Here is a 19,513-nt window from a genome sequence, read left to right on the forward strand (position 1 = left end):
ATGTTCGACGCCGCGCCTCTGCTGCGAGATGTCTTTGGATTCGATGAATTCCGCCCCGGGCAGGAAGAGATCGTCGATGCCGTAACCGCCGGCCAGAACGTGCTGGCGATCATGCCCACGGGCGGCGGCAAATCCCTGTGTTATCAACTGCCTGCCCTGCTGCGCGACGGGGTCACGGTGGTGATCTCGCCATTGATCGCCCTGATGCGCGATCAGGTGCGGGGGCTGCAAGAAGCCGGGGTCGAGGCCGGCGCGCTGACCTCGGGCAACACGCCCGAGGAAACCGACGCCGTGTGGGAGGCGCTTGAGGCCGGGCGGCTGAAACTGCTTTACATGGCGCCCGAACGGCTGGCGGCAGGCTCGGCACTGGGCATGTTGCGGCGGATCAATGTCAGCCTGATCGCGGTGGACGAGGCCCATTGCGTCAGCCAGTGGGGCCATGATTTCCGCCCTGATTATTTACGGATCGGAGAGCTGCGGCGCGCGCTGAACGTGCCCCTGGCCGCTTTCACAGCCACGGCGGATGCGGAAACGCAGGACGAAATCGTCGAGAAACTGTTCGCCGGCACACCCCCGCGCAAGTTTCTGCGGGGCTTCGACCGGCCGAATATCCACCTGGCCTTTGCCGCCAAGGACAGCCCGCGCAGACAGATCCTGGATTTCGCGGACGCCCGCCGAGGCCAGTCGGGCATCATTTATTGCGGCACTCGCAACAAGACCGAAGTTCTGGCGCAGGCGCTGCGCGAACAGGGCCACAGCGCCTGCCACTATCACGGTGGGATGGAGGCCGAGGACCGCCGCATCGTCGAAACCCGCTTCGCGCGCGAGGACGGGTTGATCGTGGTGGCCACCGTGGCCTTTGGCATGGGCATCGACAAACCCGACATCCGCTGGGTCGCCCATGCGGACCTGCCGAAATCCATCGAGGCCTATTACCAGGAGATCGGCCGCGCCGGGCGCGACGGCGGGCCGGCCGAGACCCTGACTCTGTTCGGCCCCGACGATATACGTTTGCGGCGGTCCCAGATTGACGAGGGGCTGGCGCCACCCGAACGCCGCATGGCGGATCATGCGCGGTTGAACGCGCTGCTGGGGTTGGCCGAGGCACTGGAATGCCGCCGCCAGACCCTGCTGGGCTATTTCGGGGAACAGGCCGCACCCTGTGGCAAATGCGACCTGTGCGATACACCGCCCGAAGTATTTGATGGAACAACACCCGTCCGAATGGCCTTGTCCGCGATTCTTCGCACCGAGGAATGGTTTGGCAGCGGTCATCTGATCGACATCCTTCTGGGGAACGAGACCGACAAGATCCGCGCCCGTCGTCATGATGGTCTGTCCACCTGGGGCATCGGCAAGGACTGGTCGCGCGCGCAATGGCAGGCAATATTCCGCCAGATGATGGGGCACGATCTGGTGCGCCCCGACCCCGAACGCCACGGGGCCTTGCGGATGACCGAGGCCGCCAAACCTATTCTCAAGGGCGAGGCAAAGATCAACCTGCGCAAGGACGCCCTACGCAAGGCAACCCGTCGCCCCGCCGTGAAAGCCATGGTGTCCGATGAAGATGCGCCCTTGCTGTCGGCTCTCAAGGCCAAGAGACGCGCATTGGCAGAATCCGCCCGGGTCCCGGCTTATGTCATTTTTCCGGATCGTACCCTGATCGAAATGGCGGAAAAACGCCCCATGACGCTGGACGAGATGGCCCGGATCGGCGGCGTCGGCGCCAAGAAGCTGGAACGGTATGGCGACACCTTCCTTGAAGTGATAGCGGGCGAGGCCCAGGCGTTGCACCCGGCGCGGCGCAAGCTGGCCGGTCGCGATCAGGGCGACATCTATGACCGTTTGCTGGAAGTACAGTCCCAATTGTCCCGCGGTCCCGAGGGGATAGACAAGCCTCTGACCTGCTCGGCCTCGCAACTGGCAAAGGTGGCACAGATGCGCCCGGATGACCTGCGCGGGCTTGAACAGGTGCTGGGCGACCGGCGTCACGAAAGGTTCGGCACCGCCTTTCTGGACGTGCTGCGTGAGGCGGGCTAGATACGCCGGGACAGGTAAGGAAAGAGGGCAGGTATGCTGGTAGTGATTTCCCCGGCCAAGCGGCTGGACTGGACACAGCGGGATGTTGAAGTCACACAGCCCGGTTTTCAGGATGATGCGATCAGACTGTCCAAAACCGCGCGCAATCTGACCCTTGGCGATCTGAAAAAGCTTATGGGTCTGAGCGATGATCTGGCGCGCCTGAACCGCGATCGCTATCGTGCTTTTTCCGACATGCCAGACGCTGATGCAACGCGCCCGGCCGCGCTGGCCTTTGCAGGAGACACCTATCAGGGTCTGGAAGCAGCTTCGCTCGATCCTGATGAACTGGCGTGGGCACAGGATCATCTGCGCATCCTCTCAGGTCTCTATGGTGTCTTGCGGCCACTGGATGCGATACAGCCCTACAGGCTGGAGATGGGCAGCAAGCTGAAAACACGGCGCGGCAAGACCCTGTATGAGTATTGGCGCGACCAGCTGAGCAAAGCTCTGAACGCACAAGGCAACATGATCGGCAGCGACGTTCTGATCAACTGCGCCAGTCAGGAGTATTTCGGCGCCGTGGACCCGAACGCGCTGAAATTGCGCGTCATCTCGCCGGTGTTCATGGAAGACAAGAACGGCACTCCGAAGATCGTGAGTTTCTTTGCCAAAAAGGCGCGTGGTGCAATGGCGCGATATGTCATTCAGCACCGCCTGACCGACCCCGATGCCCTGCTGGATTTCGATGCGGGCGGTTACGCGTATCGTGCTGACCTATCGGAAAAGGATAAACCTGTCTTTGTTCGACCTTATTCGTCCTGAGACCCTGACAACCTGATCGATATTTCCTTCCACGGTTCTGGGCCGTGGATCCGAGCGAGGGGCCAGCCCCTCGCGCTCCCCGGGATATTTTCAGCCAGATGAAGTGGGATCCTGTTCGCGGTCACACATGGGTGCATGTTTCTGGGCGAGGTGATTGTCCATGACTTCGCTTACGCCATCCGGTTGGTGTTGCAGGATCATTTGATGAATATGATTTTTGCGCAGCGGTTTCGTCATGTAGTGATCCAACCCTGCGGACAGGATGCCCTGATCGTCACCGGCCATTGCATGAGCAGTTAAGGCGACAATCGGGACATGACGCCCTGTTTCGACCTCGAGCCTGCGGATTTCAGCAGTGGCCTGTTTGCCGTCCATTTTTGGCATCGATATGTCCATGAAGATCAAGTCCGGGTCAAATTCCTGAAACATCTCGACGGCTTCTATTCCATTGGACGCAAATCGCAGATCTATATGCAGGTCTTTGACCATCTTTTTCAGGATCAGCTGGTTGGTAAGATTGTCCTCGGCCGCAAGTACCTTCATGCGCCTTGCTTCCAAGGCCTTGGTTTCTTGGCGGACAGAGACGGGTTTTCGCTGCGTCGAACGACGTTCTGGCGGCGGGGTGTCCTTGAGAGCCACGAGCCTGGAATACAACTCGGCCCTGGGGATCGGCCTCTGCAACACACCGTCGATCAGTTCGCGGGCTGGGTGCGTGTGGATCAGAGATGGATTTGCAGACATCACGATGACCGAGGCGTCGCCCCACCCACGGTCTTTGAGGGTGACGGCAAGATCCAAGCCATCCATATCCGGCAGATCATGATCGCACAGGACAAGTTCAATCGCGTCATGCATTTCTGCCAGCGCCTCGGCCCCTGATGCGCAAACCGTCACTTCGGCCCCCAAACGGCCAAGTTGTTTCGCCAAAATAGCCCGGTTTACGGCCAGATCCTCGACCACCATGACGTGATTCACACAATCCGCCAGTTTCGGAGGCTCGGGCTGCGGGCCTTCTGCCGTGGGCAGCGACACCCTGAACCCGAAACAGGATCCCCGACCCGGTTCGCTTTCGACCCAGACTGAACCGCCCATCATGGTGATCAGGCGCCTGGTGATCGCAAGACCCAACCCGGTACCTTCAAATTGACGATTGCGTTCATCTTCGACCTGATTGAACTCACCAAAAACGTGGTTGATCTTTTCTGCATCGATACCGATGCCGGTATCTTCGATGGCAACATGGATGTCGCATGTCTGAGCCTGGGCATGCGGAACGCCTGTCACACGGATCAGGACATGACCTTCCGTGGTGAATTTGACTGCGTTGCCGACCAAATTGGTCAGAACCTGCCGTATTCGGCCCGGATCGCCCACGAAAAGGGTGGGCAGGAACAGGTCGTAATCCACAAGCAACGTGAGCCCCTTGTCACGCACGCTTGGCTGCAACAGCATCGCGACTTCAAGAATGCAGCGCTCCAGATCGAAGGGTTCAGGGTGCAGAACCAGCTTGTCCGCCTCGATCTTGGAGTAATCAAGCACGTCGTTGATGATAACCAACAATGCCTCACCCGAATTGCGGATCGTGTTGACATAGAGCCGCTGTTCTTCGTCCAGCGGAAATTCATCAAGCAGTTCGGCCATACCCACGATACCATTCATCGGCGTGCGGATTTCGTGGCTCATATTGGCGAGAAAGGCTGATTTGGCCCTGTTGGCCGCTTCCGCCCGTTCGCGGGCAACCTTCAGTTCTGTTTCGTGCCGGACCGACGCGGTGATGTTGAGTGCCAGGCTGACCACGTCACCACCGCTGCCACGCTGATCAATCAGGCGAATGTAGTGACCGTTCCACAGCTGCATGACGATCGGAGTTGGATTGGCCCGATTCCAGCGTGCCTGCATTCTGGCCTGCCATTCCTCGGCAGTTTCGTCACCGGTATCGACAATTCCTTCGGTGGTCAGCAATTGCAGAATGCGCTGGTAGGAAATCCCTGGCGCCACCTCATCCAGCCCTTCAAACACGCTGAGATATGCAGCGTTTGCGCTGATGAGCCTGCTGTCGCCGTCAAAGAATGCAAACCCGTCCTGAATGGTCTGGATCGAATGCCAAAGGCGGCGTTCGGCAATCTCGATCTTGGCATGAGCGACAGTGAGATCGGATTTGACCTTTTCGTTTTCCCCACGAACAGTTTCGACTTCGGCCTGAGTTTCACCAATGCGCCTGGTCAGCGCCATGGCGTGTTGGCCCAGTTTGCGATTGGCGGCCGAAAGCTCGGCCTGTTTCAAGGCAAGCATTCGTTCGGCTGCCAGACGCGCACGCCGTTCCTGTGCCAGTTTGTTTGCAAGACTCATTTTGATCGATTCCGGGACGTTCGGATTTCAGCATCGCGACAGAGAATGAAAAACTGTTTAAGCCGTTGCGCTACAGGCGCGCGCCATGCAAGGTTGAGCCCAAAGAGGAGAGCACGATGCACCGCTTTGTTTTTATTTCAATAACTTACATAATTGGCCTTCTGATCCTTCCCGCCGCCGTTCTGGCGCAGAGTGCGGTGCCTGAGTTCCGCTATGTCACCTCTCGGGACACGGATTTTTACGGGTCGGATCTGGATCCGTTGTTCGACACCGATCTGAAGTCCTGTGTTCAGGCCTGCTCGGCCAACGCGCAATGTACGGCGTTCACCTATAACACCCGTTCCGATGCCTGCTTTCCCAAAAGTGGCGTGAACAGACAAGAGGCGTATCAAGGCGCATTGTCCGCGCAAAAGGTACCAAGCAGCGAACAGACTCTAATCTTGGGAAAAACGCGCGCGCAAGCACTGAGCGTCCTGAGTTCTGACGATCTGGATCACGCAAGAAAACAAGCCCGCGATCTGGGATTCCTGCACCCGGCAGGGGGGTATGATCTGCGGGCCGTTCTGGATGCGGCGCGCGACGCAGGCAGTGTCGCACAAACGATGCAGTGGACCGGTGTTGCCGTATCGCTCAGCGACCGCGCGGATCTTTGGGTGGAATATGCGCACCTGCTGCTGGCCATGAACCCTTCGGGTTGGAACGAGCGGCGCGACCTGCGCAACCGCGCGCTGAATGCGGCAATCAATGGCTATCTGCGCGCCGAAACCCCCGGCACCCAGATCGCTGCTCTGATGACCCTTGCGGAAGCCCTGGAAGAGGTTGAGCGCGGGCGCGACATGATTCCCGTTCTTCGGTTGGCCGAGCAGGTGCAGCCGCGCGAAGACGTGCTGACCGCATTGGACAAAGCCATCGGCAAATACGGTTTCCGCGTGGTCGACAACTCGGTCGAAAGCGATGCGGCAGCCCCCAGGATCTGTATCGAATTCTCGGAATCACTGGTCAAGGCCGGGGTCGACTATGATCCCTTCGTTCAACGTGACGCCGATGGGCTGGTCGTGCAGGCCGAGGACAGCCAGCTTTGCATCGATGGGATCGCGCATGGCCAGCGTTATCGCCTGACATTGCGCGAAGGCTTGCCTGCCGCCTCGGGCGAAGCACTGAATCGCAGCATCGAACTGACCCATTATGTACGCGACCGGACGCCTTCGGTTCGGTTTCCTGGACGCAGCTATGTCCTTCCGAAATCTGCCAACGCGGCCTTGCCCGTCGAAACGGTCAATGTCACCGAACTGGACCTGACCCTGCGGCGGGTCAGTGACCGGAACCTGTTGCGGGCCGTGCAACAGGACTTTTTCGGCCGCCCGCTCAGCGAATGGCAGGAGGAAGAATTCTCGGACCAGATTGCCCAGGACATCTGGACGGGTACTGCCGAGGTTTCAAACCAGTTGAACCAGACCATGACGGCACGTCTTCCCATGGCCGAAGCGATCTCGGATCAACCTGCCGGTATCTATGCATTGACCGCCCGCGTTCCGGGGGCCGATCCCTATGACGATCCCGGCGCAACGCAATGGTTTGTGCTTTCTGATCTGGGGATCAGCACCGCCCTGGGCACTGACGGGCTGCACGTGACCGTGCGCGGGCTAAGCGACGCGGCACCGCGTGAAGGTGTCGAAGTTTCGCTGATCTCAGGGGCGAACGCCGTCATCTCATCGGCACAGACCGATGAAACCGGCTATGCAAGGTTCGAGCCGGGCCTGACACGCGGCACAGGGGCCAGTGCGCCTGCTCTGGTGACGGCGGCAATCGATGAGAGGGATTTCAGCTTTCTCTCGCTGACCGATCCTGCCTTTGACCTGTCGGATCGCGGCGTTGAAGGGCGCGCACCGGCGGGGCCGGTCGATGTCTTTCTGACCACCGACCGAGGTGCCTATAGGGCCGGCGAAGTAATCCATGTCACCGCCCTGTCCCGCGATGGCAAAGCGCAGGCCATCGAGGGCCTGCCTCTGACGGCGATCCTGTATCGCCCGGACGGGGTGGAATACCGCCGGTCTGTCTCGGATGGCGGTGTTGCCGGGGGCCATGTCTTTGCCCTGCCCGTGGCCGCAGACGTACCGCGCGGCGCATGGAAGATTGAAATCAAATCCGATCCAAAAGGCGATGCGCTGGCGCGTCAGACCGTTCTTGTCGAGGATTTCCTTCCCGAACGGATCGATTTCGAACTGACCCTGCCCGACGCACCCCTGCGCCCCGGCGACAGTCCACCGCTCGCGATCGACGCGCGCTATCTGTTTGGAGCGCCGGGGTCGGACCTGAGCATTGACGGGCAGGTCATCGCCCGCCCGGCGAACACGGTCCCGGGCTACGACGGATATCGCTTTGGCCGCTATGATGCAGAAACCTCGATCAAGAGCACATATTTCGGAGACACGCGCACAGACGCAACCGGGCACGCGACCGTGGCGGTCAAAGTCCCCGTGTTAGAGACTGAAGGAAAGCCAATCGAAGCTGAAATCATCGCCCGGCTGGCCGATGGCTCGGGCCGCCCGGTCGAGCGTCGCCTGACCGCGCCCGTCCTGCCGCCGCACCCTGTTATTGGTGTCAAACCTCTGTTCGACGAAGTCATCCCGGAAGGCACCGAGGCAGCGTTCGAGATCGTTGGCCTGTCTCCTGAGTTGACGCCCGTTCCGATGCGTCTCCGCTGGACGCTGAACAAGATAGAAACGCGCTATCAATGGTACCAGCTTCACGGCGACTGGAACTGGGAACCGACAACGCGCCGCAGCCGTGTCGCCACCGGCGAGGTGGACGTCCTCTCTGACCCTCTGACGCTGACGCAACCGGTGGAATGGGGGCGCTATGAACTGGTGGTGCAGCGAGTTGACGGAACATATTCCGAAACCGCCGTCGATTTCTATGCGGGCTGGTACCAGGCCGCCGATGCATCGACCACGCCGGACCGGCTTGAAATGTCGTTGGATCGCGACAGCTATCGCATCGGGGATACGGCGCAGTTGCGGATCGTGCCCCGCAGGGCCGGTGTCGCTCAGATCGAAGTCCTTTCGAACCGTCTGATCCACCGCCAGATCGTGGAGGTGCCCGAAGGGGAAACTCTGATCCCGATTGAGGTGACCCAGGATTGGGGCGCCGGGGCTTATGTCACCGCAACCGTGATCCGCCCAATGGATGTTGCAGCCGGTCAGAACCCGGCGCGGGCGATGGGCGTGGCCCATGCCAGCATCGATCCAGTGGACCGCAGACTTTCCGTAACTGTCGACGTGCCCGAGGTCACCGCACCGCGTCAGACGCAAAAAGCCCGTATCAGGGTCGAAAATACCGTGGACGATGAGCCGGTCTGGCTGACCCTGGCCGCCGTCGACGTGGGCATTCTGAACCTCACCGGGTTCAAAAGCCCGGACCCGCAAGGATACTATTTCGGGCAGCGCCGTCTGGGTGTTGATCTGCGGGATGTCTACGGGCGACTGATCGACGGCATGAACGGAGCCATGGGCACAGTGCGCTCGGGCGGCGACAATGACAGCGGGATGCGTCGCCAGTCTCCGCCGCCGACGCAAGACCTGATGGCCGTGTTCAGTGGCCCGGTCGAGATCGGCGCGGATGGTGAGGTTGAGATCGACATTCCCCTTCCCGCTTTCAACGGAACCGTCCGCCTGATGGCCGTCGCGTGGTCGCACAAAGCCGTCGGCCAGGCCGAAGCTGAAATGATCGTCCGCGACCCTGTGGTCGTCACCGCCAGCCTTCCGCGCTTCCTTGCCCCGGGCGATCAAAGCCGCATGCGTCTTGAGATCGTCCATGCGGATGGCACACCCGGGGAAATGGCACTTGGCCTGAGCGCCTCCAACGGTTTGGAGCTGGGCGCGGCACCATCCAGCTTTGTGCTGGAGGACGGTGGCAAGGCGGTTTTCGAGATCCCGATCACGGCCAGCGCCGTCGGCGATCCTGAAATCAGCGTTTCGATCACCACTCCTGATGGGCGCGACCTGTCGCAAACCCTGCGGATGCCCGTGCGGGCCAATGATCCGGTGATTGCCCTGACACGGCGTTTTGCCTTGGGCGCAGGCGGCAGCTTCCTGTTTTCACAGGACGTGTTTGACGGGTTCCAGCCGGGTTCGGCCAAGGCCATCCTGTCCGCCGGAGCGTTGGCAAAATTCGACACACCCGGACTGCTGGATCAGCTGAACCGTTATCCCTATGGCTGCACCGAACAGATCACCAGCAAAGCGCTGCCGTTGCTGTACCTGTCATCCGTTGCGCAAGCCACGGGGCTGGGGGATGGCCCGGTTGTGGATCAACGCATCGCCGATTCGATCCGCAGTATCCTGACTCGTCAGGCCGCAAACGGCGCCTTTGGCCTGTGGCGCGCAGACAGCGGGGATTTCTGGCTGGACGCCTATGTGACCGACTTCCTGTCCCGTGCCCGCATTCAGGGGCATCTCGTGCCGGACCGGGCGTTCGCTCAGGCGATGGACAATCTTCGGAACAGGGTCAATTACGCGCCTGATTTCGACGAAGGCGGTCAGGACATCGCTTATGCCCTGATGGTTCTTGCGCGGGAAGGCGCGGCCTCGATGGGCGATCTGCGCTATTACGCAGATGTCAAAGGGGATGCCTTCGACACCCCTCTGGCGGCGGCGCAACTGGGCGCAGCTCTGGCCTCTTACGGCGACCAGACCCGAGCGGATGCGATGTTCAACCGTGCCGCGCGGATGCTGGATCGGCAACAGAACCAGCAACTGAACGTCTGGCGCGCTGACTACGGCACCCACCTTCGGGATGCAGCGGGCTTGTTGAGCCTTGCCGTGGACGCGGGCAGCGAGGCGATTGACCGCGATGCTTTGATCCAACGGGTGAGCACCGGCCGCGCGCCGCTGTCCACTCAGGAGGCCACGTGGTCATTGCTGGCGGCGCACGCGCTTGTGTCTGACCCAACGGGATCGGGCTTGATGGTCAACGGGGCGCCGGTTTCCGGTCCGTTTGTGAAAGTTCTGCAATCCGGACAGGCGGATGAGATCAACGTCACGGCCGCCGACGGTCAGGCGACGGATATCACCTTGACGGTCACAGGCATCCCGGAGGTTCCGCCCGAGGCAGGCGGCACCGGCTATGCAATCGAACGGCGGTATTATTCGATGGATGGCGATCTGATCGATTCAGAACGCTTTGCCGTGGGTGATCGGTTCGTCACCGTACTGCAAGTTACACCGTTCGAAAACGGCGGTGCGCGGCTGATGGTGAACGATCCACTGGCCGCCGGGATCGAGATTGACAACCCAAGCCTGCTGCGCTCGGGCGATGTCCGATCGCTGGACTGGCTGGATCTGTCCGACGCCACCCATACCGAGTTCCGCTCGGACCGGTTCCTGGCCGCCGTTGATTTGTCCGGTCGTGAAACCGTGACGCTGGCCTACGTGGCGCGCGCCGTGACACCTGGCGTGTTCCATCATCCGGCAGCCTCGGTCGAAGACATGTACCGCCCGCAGAACCGGGCGCGGACATCTACCGGACGGGTCGCGATCCAGTGACCGGACTTGCGCCATACCCTTGTTTGGGTGGTCGTCATGCCTAAGCGGTCGCGGCTCTTGTTTGCGCTGGCCGGAGCACTCTACCTGACGGCGCTGGCACGGGATGGTGTTGACCGCTGGGTCGATGCCACAACCCTGCCTTCCGTTATGGCTGAAACTTCGGTCGAGATGCGGGACCGGAATGGCGACCTTCTGCGGGCGTTTCCAGTTGAAGATGGCATCTGGAGGCTGCGGCCCGGCGCAGTTGACCCGGATTTCATCGCTATGCTGATCCGGTACGAGGATAAACGGTTCTGGACCCACGCCGGAGTGGACCTCATCGCGATGCTGCGGGCTGCCGGGCAAAGCCTGTGGAACGGGCGTAACGTGTCGGGCGGGTCCACTCTGACCATGCAGGTGGCGCGGTTGATCGAAGATGGTCCAACCGGGCGCTGGAGCGGGAAATTTCGCCAGATCAGAGTCGCATTGGCGTTGGAGCGGCGTCTGAGCAAACAGCAAATCCTGAACCTTTATCTGACCCATGCCCCCTATGGTGGCAATCTGGAAGGGCTCCGCGCCGGCGCCCGCGCGTGGTTTGGAAAGGACGCCACCCGGCTGACGCCCGCGCAAAGCGCCCTGTTGGTTGCGTTACCGCAATCCCCCGAGGCCCGGCGCCCGGATCGCAAGCCCGAGGCTGCCCGGCAGGCCCGCGACCGGGTTCTGAACAGGCTGGTGCGCCACACCGTCCTGACCGATGCCGAAGCGCGCGCGGCCATGACCGAGCCTCTTCCGGATCGGATGAATCCGTTTCCGCGTCTTGCACCTCATCTGACTGACCGCGTGAGGCGGCAAGCACCCGCAACACAGGCCTTCGATCTGACTCTGGATGCCGGATTGCAGGCCCGGCTGGAAACCTTGGTGGCCCGGGCCGCCAACCGCGTCGGACCACGCGTTTCCGGGGCTCTGATCGTGGCCGACCATCGCAGCGGCGAGGTTCTGGCATCGGTCGGATCTGCCGGGTACCAAGATGCCCGTCAGGGGTTCGTGGATATGACCCGGGCCGTACGGTCGCCCGGATCGACCCTGAAACCTCTGGTCTACGGGCTGGCCTTCGATCAGGGGCTGGCCCATCCCGAGACCCTGATCAGCGACAGCCCCGTGATGTTTGGCCGATACGCACCGCGCAATTTCGACGGCGCCTTCCGTGGCGATGTCCGGGTGCGGGACGCCCTACAGCTGTCGCTGAACATCCCCGTCGTGCGCCTGACGAATGAGCTGGGCCCCGCTCGGTTGATGACAGCATTGAGGTTGGCCGGATCAGAGCCACGTCTGAATGGCGCAACACCCGGATTGGCGATTTCTTTGGGGGGCGTGGGGTTGAGCCTGCACGATCTGGTGCAGGTTTACGCCACTCTGGCAGCTGGCGGCACAGGCCCGATCCTGCATCATGACGTTCTGGCAGACGCCCAGCGCACCCGGCGCGTTCTGTCGGAAACCTCGGCCTGGCAGGTTTCGGACATTCTGGCCGGGCTTGCGCCACCGGCAGGCGGTGCAACAGGGTCGCTGGCCTACAAGACCGGCACGTCTTATGGCCACCGCGATGCCTGGGCCATCGGCTTTGACGGGCAGCACGTCATAGGGGTCTGGCTGGGCCGCGCTGATGGAACGCCTGTTCCCGGTGCATTCGGGGGCGACCTTGCCGCACCCCTGTTGGCCGAGGCTTTCAACCTGTTGAAACCCGATCTAACGCCCCTGCGCCCACCGCCACCTTCGACCTTGCTTGTCGGCGCGGCCCAATTGCCTCAGCCGTTGCAGCGATTTCGCCCCCGCACGACAGCTTTCAAGGATGATCCCGCGGCGCCGGACCTGCTGTTCCCGCCCGATAACGCCGTATTAGAGACGTCAGGAGCACCTCTGACGGTCAAACTGCGTGGCGGCGTCGGGCCGTTTTCCGTACTGGCAGATGGCGTGCCGGTGCTGACCGGGCAGCGGCGACGAGAGTTCGAAATCCCAAATCCGGGGACCGGCTTCACCTCACTTGTCGTGGTGGATGCGCAAGGTCAATCCGACAGGGCGTCAATCAGGATCGATTAGCGCCGCCCCTCGCGCAGCCAACCGCCCAACAGGAAACCTCCTGCCAACAGCAAAACCAGCCAAGGCGGCAGCAGACCCGCCTGGGTAACATCCCGTGTCTCGTAGGCATCGCGCGGGGTCAGACCGATCCAGCCCCGACCAGCCGCCGGGCGCCCGGCGCGCACGTTGCGGATCGACGGCAATCCATCTTCCACCCGGATCACGCCGCCCCGCATGCCGGTCAGAACCGGTTCAAGAACATCCCCCGTTGCGATGGTGCGTTCAAACTCCTTCGGCGCGGCGGGACCAAGCCCGATCACGGCCATGTGGTCACCTTCCTGCAAACGGTAAAGACCAATCTCGGGCCCATAGTATTGCGCTTCGAACCGCCCCGGAGAGACCTCCTGCAAGGTGATTTCCAGCGTTTCGCCGTTCGGGCGCGTCACAGTCACCGGACCCACATCATCCCCAAGCGTCTGTCGAATGATGCGCATGGACTGGCCGTTGGCTTCGGCCCACAGCGCCTCTTCCTCGAGTTCGGGTTCCTTCATCATCCAATGGGCCAGCCTGCGCAAAAGTTCCAGTTGCGGACCGCCACCTTCAAAGCCACGGCTCCACAGCCAGGCATGGTCCGATGCCAGCATCGCAACACGCCCTTCGCCCACTCGGTCCAGAACCAGCAGGGGGCGTTCGTCAATGCCCGTCATCAGAACCTCGCCCGAGCGATGGTTCACATCGATCTGGCGCAACCAGGCCCCCCAATCCTCGGAATCGCCAAGATTTGTTGTCACCGGATGGCGCTGACCCAACGCGCTGACCTTTGGAACAAAGCGTTCCTCGAAGACACGCGCGGAAGGTTGCGCTGGCAGGATGGGCGCCAGCGGCGACCGAAAAATGCTGTCAGCTCCGGCGAAATCGGGACCGGCGGCAATCAGAACGGCGCCGCCGTCATTGATATAACTGGTGACGTTGTCCAGATAGATTGCAGGCAGGATGCCGCGCCGCTTGTAACGGTCGAAGATGATCAGATCGAAATCGTTGATCTTTTCCAGAAACAACTCGCGGGTCGGGAAGGCGATCAAAGACAATTCGTCCACCGGCACGCCATCTTGCTTCTCGGGCGGGCGCAGGATGGTGAAATGCACCAGATCGACCGAGCTGTCGGATTTCAGCAGGTTGCGCCATGTGCGCCCGCCCGGATGCGGCTCGCCCGAGACCAGCAGAACGCGCAGGCGATCCCGAACGCCGTTCATCTGGATCAGCGCGGTGTTGTTGCGGTCGGTCAACTCGCCTTCGGCCAGGGGCACGGAAAACTGGATCACGTTGCGCCCGCCATGAGGCAGGGTGACAGGCAGTTCGACATCCCGACCGATTGGAATACTCAGCTGCTGAGGCTCACCACCATCCACGGAAATCTCCAGCGGCGCTGTCGCGGCACCCGCGGGGGCTGCTCCGCTGTCTTCAACGCGCAGGGTCAAAGTCACCGATTCACCGATGATGGCAAAGGCAGGCGCATTTCGGACGATAAGCCGGCGATCCCAGTCGTCCGCACGCCCGGATTGCAGCAGATGCATCGGCGCTGGCAATTCCGGGGCCTGATCGGCATCGTGCACGATCCCGTCCGATACCACCAGAATGCCTGCGATGCGCGCACGCGGCTCTTCGGCCAGGGCCTCATTCAGGGCGGCCATGACCTGCGTGCCCTCATCCCCGTCACCGTCGCCGATCCGAATGCGGCGCAGTTCCGTATTGTCGCGCGCCTCAATCTCGGCGGCCAGATCTTCGGCGGCCTGCGCCGTTTGTTCGACCCGGTCCGAAAGTGTCTGGCTGGCGCTTTCATCCTCGATCATCAAAACGATATCCGTCAGCGGCGCGCGGTCCTCGACTTGATAGACCGGACCGGACAGTGCCGCGATGACAACCAGGGCCGCCAATCCCCGCAGGGCCCAGCCCGACAAGCCGCGCCACAAGGCCAGAGCTACTCCGACAGCGGCAATCGCCCCCACAGCAGCCAAAAGCGGCCACGGGATCAGCGGGTCGAATATGACGGTTCCGGTCATTGTCCCAACCTGTCCAAAAGGGCGGGCACGTGGACCTGATCGGATTTGTAATTCCCGGTCAGCACGTGCATCACCAGATTGACGCCAAAACGATTGGCCAGTTCGCGTTGCCGTTCCCCGGCATACCCACGACCGACAGGCAAAAGGGCCTGGCCGTTGCGATCCACGGCCCAGGCCCCGGCCCAGTCATTGCCGCCGATAACCACCGGTGTCACGTTGTCATTGAGGTTGCGGAATGGCATCCCTTCGATCTGTTCTGCATCCCCGGGTGCAGCTTCGACCCAGACTTCTGCGCCGGAATAGCGGCCCGGGAAATCCTGGAGCAAATAGAATGTTCTGGTCAGGACGTGATCGCGGGGAATCGGCTCTAATGCAGGGATATTCAGCGGTCCGGCCAGTTGCTGCAACTTGCGGCCATTCGGACTGGATGCGCCGAAACCGGCAATATCCGCATCGCGTGTATCAAACAGGATCATCCCACCCGAACGCAAATAGGCGTTCAGTTTGATATACGCCTCGGCCGAAGGTTGCGGCTGGTTCGGCGTGATGGGCCAATAGAGAAGCGGAAAGAATGCCAGCTCGTCTCGTTCCAGATCAACGCCGATTGGGTCCGCCGGTTCGACAGAGGTGCGAAAGAACAGGGTTTGCGCCAAGCCCCGCAATCCGGCCTCGGCAATATCGTCCACCTGCGTCTCACCGGTCAGCACATGCGCCAGCACAAGCTCGTGCGTTGCAGCGAGGGCAAATTCGGTATCTTCGGGCGTCTGCGCCTGTGCGTCCGGCACCAGCAGAAAAGCGGCCAGCGCGGCAGCCGCCGTTCGCGCCAGGCCCAGCCTGCCCGACAAGGCCAGCGAGGCAATCACGTCAACCGTCAGCAAGATCAGCGCGAGGCTGAGCAACAGGCCACCAAGCGGGGTTTCCGTGCTGACCTCCTGCCCTTTGATCGGCACATTGGCGGGCCAGGTCACCGGGCGCAGCTCGGTTTCTTCCGAAACCACGTTCAATGCCAGCTTCTGCTTTCCGCTTTCATAGAGACCCGGACGCAAATCTGGCCCGATCCGGCCCGAGATCAGCTGAACGCCATCCACACCGGCCAAGGTTCCGGCATCTGACAAGGCGCCAAACCCGTCCATGATCTGAACCGGCTCCCACGTGGTGCCTTGCAGTTGCGATTCTTGCCGCGACTTGGCTGCCGAAGCCACGGCCAAACGATCCAGCATCTCGACGAACAGGCCCGACAACGGCAGGCTGGACCATTCGGCATCCGCAGTGACGTGAAACAGCACCACCTGCCCAAGCCCCAAAGCCTTGCGTGTTACCAACGGAGTCCCGTCAGACAGCGAAGCAATCACGCGATCCGCCAAGTTAGGGTCTGGTTGCGCCATGACTTGGGTCGAAACAACCACGTCCTTTGGGATATCCAGGCCGAAAAACGGAGAGCTTTCGGGGAATGGAGCCAGCGTCTTGGCTTCGCCCCAGCTCATCGCACCGCCGACGGATCGTCCACCGCTGCGCAGCCGCGCCGGCAACAGGGTGTCTTCGGTATCCCTGCCCAGATCGCTGGCCGCCATGCGCGGACCGGCAAAACGCAGCAGAAGCCCGCCCTGTTCGACCCATTCGATCAAAGCGGCCTCTTCCGGCTCCGACATCTGCGCCACGTCCGACAGGACGATCACATCCGGGTTGGCGGGCAGAACCTCAAGCAGGCCGCCATCGACAAAATCCGCGGTCGGGACCAGAACCTGCGTCAGGTAATGGAGGGGTGACAACAGCTCTAGCCCTTCACGGTTGCGGGTTCCGGCAATCAGCGCAACCTCGCGCCGGCGCAGACTGTCATCGGTCAAAGTCACGGCCCCGGCGGACCTTTGGCCCTGAATTTCAAACCGCGTGATACGGGCGCGCAATTCCGACGGCAGCGCCAGATCGGCCTGCGCCGAGGTTTCACCGGCCTCCAGGGTCAGCTCAACGGAATGCAGCACCCGGGCCGTGCCCGCCGGATCACGGCCTTGCGCCAATACCGTCACGCGGTCTTCCGGTCCGGGGCCCGCGCGCTGAACGGTCAATTGGATCAGCCCGTCCTGATAGGCCGCAGGCCGGATCGCCACGGGCCGGGAGGCCGCCTGATAGACCGTCACATCTCCGCGCGCCTGAAGGCTGGACACCAGTTCAGCGTGGTCTGCATAATCCAGCCTGTCACTGAACCAATGGGTATCAAATCCGCCGTCAACGGCGTTCAACGCGGCAATGATCTGAGCAATCTGATCCGCATTCGGCTGCCAGGGGTTCGGGGTCAGCCCCGGCAAACGCCCACGCCACGCTTCCGCGGCCTGAAATACCGGTGTTTCCGGCTCTGTCAGGCGCAAAATCGCAACCGTTCGGCCCGCGCGCCCGGCCTCCGACAGTTGCGTGTCGATTTGGTCAAGTGTCGCCGGCCAGCGCGCGGCTCCGGCCCAACTGGCGTCCAGCACCAGCAGCAGCGGCCCGGTTCCGGTTTCATCCCGTGACGGGTTCAGAACCGGCCCTGCCAGCCCGATGATGATCGCAGCCGCCGCCAGCATCCGCAGCAGCAATAGCCACCATGGGGTGCGGTCGGATACGCTTTCGTCGTCCTTAAGGCCCAACAGCAGCGTGACCGCCGGGAACAAGCGGCGGATCGGTGCGGGCGGAACCGCGCGCAGGATCAGCCACAGGATCGGCAGAGTCAGAAGACCCAGCAACACCCATGGCGCGGTAAAGCCGATGCCCGCCAGAACCGTCATCGCGTGCCCCCATCCAAGGCCCGATAAAGCCATAACAGAGCCGCTTGTGCGCTGTCACCCGTGTGGTGCAGGCCCAGTTGCCAGCCCGTCGCTCGGCACAGTTGCCTCAACGCGTCCTTGCGGTGCGCCAGGCGTTCCAGATAACGGTCCCGCAGCTCGGCGGCCTTGAGCGTTTCGTGTCGGACGGACCCTCCGACGCTTTCGAAAATGGTGCGCCCGCGATAGGGAAACGACTCTTCACCCGGATCCAGCACTTGCAGAACCACGCCGCGCACGCCGCGGTCGGCGGCTTTGGTCAGGGCAAGTTCAACCTCATCCATGGGGCCCAGAAAATCCGAGATGAACACGGCGCGGGCATGAGGGATCATGGCGCGGTGTTCGGGTGGGGCGTAATCCGCTTGATCATCCTCGGACCAGGCCTGCGCCAGCCGAATGATCTGCGCATTGCCGCGCCGGGGCGGCAAGGTGGTTCCGGTCAGACCTACGCGTTCACCGCCGCGCACCAGAAGGATGGATGTCGCCAGCCCCAACAGCCGCGCGCGATCCGCTTTGGTCGGCAGGGTCTTGTCGGACGCAAACCGCATCGAAGCCCCCTGATCGACCCACAGCATCACGGATTGCGCGATCTGCCATTCCCGTTCACGTACGAACTGCTGATCCCCCCGCGCCGAGCGGCGGTGATCGATCATGCGACGGCTGTCGCCGACCTGTGCCGGGCGGTATTGCCAGAAATCATCCCCCATCCCGGACCGCCGTCGACCGTGGTCGCCCAGAAGAACGGTTCCGGCCAAGTGCTCAGCCCGCGCCAAGAGGGGCGGTAGCCGCGATGCCTCGGCTTCGGATCTTTCGCGAAGGGTCAGCTCGGCATTCACGCCGCGGCCTCGGTCCGGATCAGCCCGACAGCGGTCGAATCAATCAGCTCTGCAAGGCTGTCACCACGCGCCCTTGCCGCAAAGTTGAGCGCCATCCGGTGGCTGAGCACCGGGCGCGCCATATCCAGAACATCCTCGGCATTGGGTGCCAGGCGCCCCTGCAACATGGCCCGCGCGCGCACCGTCATCATCAGCGCCTGCGCGGCACGGGGGCCCGGACCCCAGGCCACGGTTTCGGCAACCCGTTCGGACACACCGGGTTCTTCGGGGCGGAACGCCCGCACCAGATCAAGGATCAGTTCAACGACGGATTCTCCGACCGGCATCCGGCGCAACAAGACCTGCGCGGCCAGCAACTCTTCCTTGCTGAAAATCTGATGCGCCTCTTCCTCTTCAACCCCGGTCGTAGCCAGCAGAATATCCCGCTCTGTCTGGCGGTCGGGGTATTCGACGTCAATCTGCACCAGGAACCGGTCAAGCTGGGCTTCGGGCAGCGGATAAGTGCCTTCCTGCTCGATCGGGTTTTGCGTTGCCAGCACGTGGAACGGCGTACCCAATGAACGATCTTCACCCGCCACGGTAACGGTGCGTTCCTGCATCGCCTGCAACAGCGCCGATTGTGTCCGCGGGCTTGCCCGGTTGATTTCATCCGCCATCAACAGTTGACAGAAGATCGGGCCGGGAATGAACCGGAAATGGCGGCTGCCATCGTCGGCAGTGTCCAGAACCTCGGACCCAAGAATATCGGCGGGCATCAGATCGGGCGTGAACTGAATGCGGCTGCCATGCAGGCCCATCACCGTCGACAGAGTCTCAACCAGGCGTGTCTTGCCCAAACCCGGCAGACCGATCAACAAGGCATGGCCGCCGCACAGCAGCGCGGTCAGCGTCAGGTCCACGACCCTCTCCTGCCCGATGAAGCGGCGGGTGATCGAGGCCTTGGCCTCTTGCAGCTTGTTTTCCAGCGCTTCGATCTCGGCTACGAGGTCGGCAGGTTCGGTCATGACTTTCCCTTCCGTGGACTATTATGATTG

General features: G+C 62.0%; 9 protein-coding genes. 4 read left to right on the forward strand and 5 right to left on the reverse strand.

Going from position 1 to position 19,513, the window contains the following annotated elements:
• Both recQ and yaaA read left to right on the forward strand, forming a co-directional pair.
• On the forward strand, positions 1-2,040 hold the full coding sequence (recQ, locus tag GS611_RS16470; protein ID WP_171637412.1) for a DNA helicase RecQ: 2,040 nt from the start codon (positions 1-3) through the stop codon (positions 2,038-2,040).
• Between the two features lie 33 nt (positions 2,041-2,073).
• On the forward strand, positions 2,074-2,844 hold the full coding sequence (gene yaaA, locus GS611_RS16475; protein WP_171637414.1) for a peroxide stress protein YaaA: 771 nt from the start codon (positions 2,074-2,076) through the stop codon (positions 2,842-2,844).
• A 90-nt stretch (positions 2,845-2,934) separates the two neighbouring features.
• Here the strand turns inward: yaaA and GS611_RS16480 are convergent, their stop codons facing one another.
• Positions 2,935-5,193 (reverse strand): response regulator, encoded by a 2,259-nt coding sequence (locus GS611_RS16480; protein ID WP_171637416.1) that lies wholly within the window; start codon positions 5,191-5,193, stop codon positions 2,935-2,937.
• Positions 5,194-5,309: 116 nt separating this feature from the next.
• Here GS611_RS16480 and GS611_RS16485 point away from each other — a divergent pair, with 116 nt between their 5' ends.
• Both GS611_RS16485 and pbpC read left to right on the forward strand, forming a co-directional pair.
• Positions 5,310-10,736, forward strand: coding sequence for an alpha-2-macroglobulin family protein (locus GS611_RS16485; protein ID WP_171637418.1), 5,427 nt, complete (start codon positions 5,310-5,312; stop codon positions 10,734-10,736).
• Positions 10,737-10,772: 36 nt separating this feature from the next.
• Positions 10,773-12,809, forward strand: a complete 2,037-nt coding sequence (gene pbpC / locus GS611_RS16490; protein WP_171637420.1) for a penicillin-binding protein 1C — start codon at positions 10,773-10,775, stop codon at positions 12,807-12,809.
• On the opposite strand, the gene GS611_RS16495 is transcribed toward pbpC, so the two are convergent.
• The 4 genes from GS611_RS16495 to GS611_RS16510 are packed head-to-tail and all read right to left on the reverse strand — an operon-like array spanning position 12,806 to position 19,483.
• Positions 12,806-14,848: a hypothetical protein gene (locus GS611_RS16495; protein WP_171637422.1), complete on the reverse strand. Its 2,043-nt coding sequence runs from the start codon at positions 14,846-14,848 to the stop codon at positions 12,806-12,808. The two genes, pbpC and GS611_RS16495, sit on opposite strands and share 4 nt — an antisense overlap.
• On the reverse strand, positions 14,845-17,607 hold the full coding sequence (locus GS611_RS16500) for a DUF4159 domain-containing protein (RefSeq protein WP_171637424.1): 2,763 nt from the start codon (positions 17,605-17,607) through the stop codon (positions 14,845-14,847). Before GS611_RS16500 ends, GS611_RS16495 begins: the two co-directional genes overlap by 4 nt.
• Positions 17,604-18,479: a DUF58 domain-containing protein gene (locus GS611_RS16505; protein ID WP_171637426.1), complete on the reverse strand. Its 876-nt coding sequence runs from the start codon at positions 18,477-18,479 to the stop codon at positions 17,604-17,606. Before GS611_RS16505 ends, GS611_RS16500 begins: the two co-directional genes overlap by 4 nt.
• Positions 18,476-19,483 (reverse strand): MoxR family ATPase, encoded by a 1,008-nt coding sequence (locus GS611_RS16510; RefSeq protein ID WP_152459465.1) that lies wholly within the window; start codon positions 19,481-19,483, stop codon positions 18,476-18,478. Before GS611_RS16510 ends, GS611_RS16505 begins: the two co-directional genes overlap by 4 nt.
• Between the last annotated feature and the right edge of the window lie 30 nt (positions 19,484-19,513).

The sequence above is a fragment of the Ruegeria sp. HKCCD6119 genome (genome assembly GCF_013110585.1).
GTDB lineage: Bacteria > Pseudomonadota > Alphaproteobacteria > Rhodobacterales > Rhodobacteraceae > Ruegeria.

Excerpts from the sequence above, each read along its gene's own strand:
- recQ (WP_171637412.1), top strand. The coding sequence starts at position 1 with ATGTTCGACGCCGCGCCTCTGCTGCGAGATGTCTTTGGATTCGATGAA.
- yaaA (WP_171637414.1), top strand. The coding sequence starts at position 2,074 with ATGCTGGTAGTGATTTCCCCGGCCAAGCGGCTGGACTGGACACAGCGG.
- GS611_RS16480 (WP_171637416.1), bottom strand. The coding sequence starts at position 5,193 with ATGAGTCTTGCAAACAAACTGGCACAGGAACGGCGTGCGCGTCTGGCA.
- GS611_RS16485 (WP_171637418.1), top strand. The coding sequence starts at position 5,310 with ATGCACCGCTTTGTTTTTATTTCAATAACTTACATAATTGGCCTTCTG.
- pbpC (WP_171637420.1), top strand. The coding sequence starts at position 10,773 with ATGCCTAAGCGGTCGCGGCTCTTGTTTGCGCTGGCCGGAGCACTCTAC.
- GS611_RS16495 (WP_171637422.1), bottom strand. The coding sequence starts at position 14,848 with ATGACCGGAACCGTCATATTCGACCCGCTGATCCCGTGGCCGCTTTTG.
- GS611_RS16500 (WP_171637424.1), bottom strand. The coding sequence starts at position 17,607 with ATGACGGTTCTGGCGGGCATCGGCTTTACCGCGCCATGGGTGTTGCTG.
- GS611_RS16510 (WP_152459465.1), bottom strand. The coding sequence starts at position 19,483 with ATGACCGAACCTGCCGACCTCGTAGCCGAGATCGAAGCGCTGGAAAAC.